Source organism: Corallococcus praedator (assembly GCF_003612125.1).
GTDB lineage: Bacteria > Myxococcota > Myxococcia > Myxococcales > Myxococcaceae > Corallococcus > Corallococcus praedator.
The window spans coordinates 1-2,096 of record NZ_RAWI01000708.1; the positions used below are offsets into that span (position 1 = coordinate 1).

Annotated in this window: 2 protein-coding genes; both read right to left on the reverse strand. The window is 71.7% G+C overall.

The features are described from left to right. Positions 1-99 precede the first annotated feature (99 nt). The gene (locus tag D7Y13_RS41080; RefSeq protein ID WP_233596051.1) at positions 100-1,377 is read right to left on the reverse strand and encodes a hypothetical protein; all 1,278 of its coding nucleotides are present in this window, start codon (positions 1,375-1,377) and stop codon (positions 100-102) included. A 90-nt stretch (positions 1,378-1,467) separates the two neighbouring features. Further along, positions 1,468-2,037: a hypothetical protein gene (locus D7Y13_RS41085; RefSeq protein WP_120538423.1), complete on the reverse strand. Its 570-nt coding sequence runs from the start codon at positions 2,035-2,037 to the stop codon at positions 1,468-1,470. Positions 2,038-2,096: the final 59 nt, after the last annotated feature.

Genomic DNA, 2,096 nt, shown 5'->3' on the forward strand with positions numbered 1-2,096 from the left:
GGAGGGCGCGTCTCCGCGTGGCATCCCACGAGGAGGGCCAGCAGGGCGGGGAGGAGGAAGCGTGCGGCGGAAGGCGAGGCGGAACGCATGCGCACGGCCTCAGTACGTGACGGACAGCCGCGCATAGCCTTCGTTGCGGGTGTAGTTGAAGCCGCTGGCGGACAGCGACGAGGAGCGGCTGCTCAGCGTGTAGCCCACCGCGCCCACCAGCCACGGGCGGAACTGGTACTCCGGGCCCAGGTCCAACGACACCAGCGTGTCATTGCGCTCCCCGGTGAACGCGATGAAGTCCACCGCGCCCGCCGCGTGCAGCGCCAGCCGCGAGCCCATCAGCGACCGGGCCTCCGCGAAGATGCGGTCGTCGCGGAAGGTGCCGTAGGCGGCCACCGGTTCAAAGGCGCGCAGGTAGCCGCCCTTCAAGGTGAGCGTGGGGCCCCACAGGTACGTGCCCTCCGCCAGCGCCACCACGTTGCCGCCGCCGCCGGCGCCCAGGTTCTGGCTCCAGCCCGCCTTCGCGGTCAGCGTGATGCGCGGGGACACGAGCCCCGCGACGCCCGCCATCACGTGCACCAGCGTCGCGCTGGGCGTGGTGGTGTCGTTGAAGTAGCCGCGGTAGGTGAGGCCGGTGTCCGCCACCACCGCCGTCTTCGGCAGGAAGCGCCAGCGTCCCTCCACGCCCAGCCGCAGGTTGCCGTAGTTGAACTGGCTGGCGGCGAGCGGATCACACTCCGCTTCGGTGCAGCCCACGGCGGGCAGGCCGCCCAGGGGCTCGAAGAACTCCATCGCGTACGCCACCGACGGCGTCAGCTCCAGCGCGCCGCCACCGGGCTTCCACTGCGCCCGGACGCGCGCCTCGTTGTAGAGCGACAGGATGCCCGCGCCCAGCGCCACCGTGCGCGTGCGGTCCGAGCGCGTGAGCTGGTCGCCGACCTCCACGGACAGCGTGCCCTCCGGGTCGAAGCGCAGCGCCAGGTCCGCCATGCCCTCCAGGTGCGTCGCCGCGCTGGAGCCCGGCGTCAGCAGGCCGGTGTAGACGACGTAGTCCAGGTTGCCGCGCAGCGAGAGCGCCAGCTTCTGCGACGGCACGTCCAGCATCAGCCCGGGGCGCACGTGCAGCGCCAGCTCCCCGGACAGGTCCGGCGACAGCGGGCCGGTGCCCTGGTCCAGGAAGTAGCCCACGCCGCTGTCCAGCCGCGTCTCCAGGTCCAGCGTCGGGTGCAGCCGCCCGTTGCCCACCTTGATGCCATTGCCACCCGGGGGGCGTCCGCCCATGCCCTGGGCCGAGGCGGTCAGCGGCAGCAGCGCCGCGAGCACCAGGGCCGTGAGGGCCAGACGGAATGTCCCAGGCTGCGTCATGGAGTCAGAGGCGGTGCGCAAGAGATGGCGGTCGGCATAGCACGCGTTTTTCCCCTCAGGGAACAAACGCTCCACGGCCGGTGATGCGGTGCGTGAGGACGGGCCGGACACTCAGTCGATGGGGCTGGCGGGCGGGGGCCGCACCACCAGGTCCGGCGGCGGCGCGGGGCGCGTGGGGTCGCCACCAGGCAGGTTGTCGGGCTCCTCCACTTCCACGAAGAGGTTCTCGTCGGTGCGGAAGGCGAGCTGGCCGATGCACTCCTCCGCCTCCGAGCGCAGCTGCCCCACCTTCTGCTGGGCGATCATCACCTTGGTGAATTCGTGCTCACCGGGCGCCGCCTCCTGCTTGCTGACGGCCTCCTGGAGCGCCACGTCCGCCTGCTCGGAGATGCGCAAGAGGCCCTTGATCTGCGTGAGCTTCTCGTTGGCGCAGTTGAGCTTCACCACGTCCTTGGTGCCGCGCGCCTCCTCCACCTTCTCCAGCACCTGGCGCAGGGCTTCACGCATGCCGCCCAGGGCCTGGGTGCTGCGCGCCACCTTCTCGCTGTCCGGCACGTCGCTGGCCTTGTCCAACGCGGGCGACAGCGGGCGCGCCGGGACGGGCGTGGGCGCGGGCGGCGGGGCTTGCGCGAACGCCATCCCGGTGGCCATCACCACGACGAGCATTCCCAGGGTGCGCATGCGCCTCACGAGTCCTTCCGGCCCCTTGCCATTCCAGCAATCGAGCGTAGGGGCGGGGG

Coding starts and splice junctions, on each gene's coding strand:
- D7Y13_RS41085 (WP_120538423.1), bottom strand. CDS start 2,037: ATGCGCACCCTGGGAATGCTCGTCGTGGTGATGGCCACCGGGATGGCG.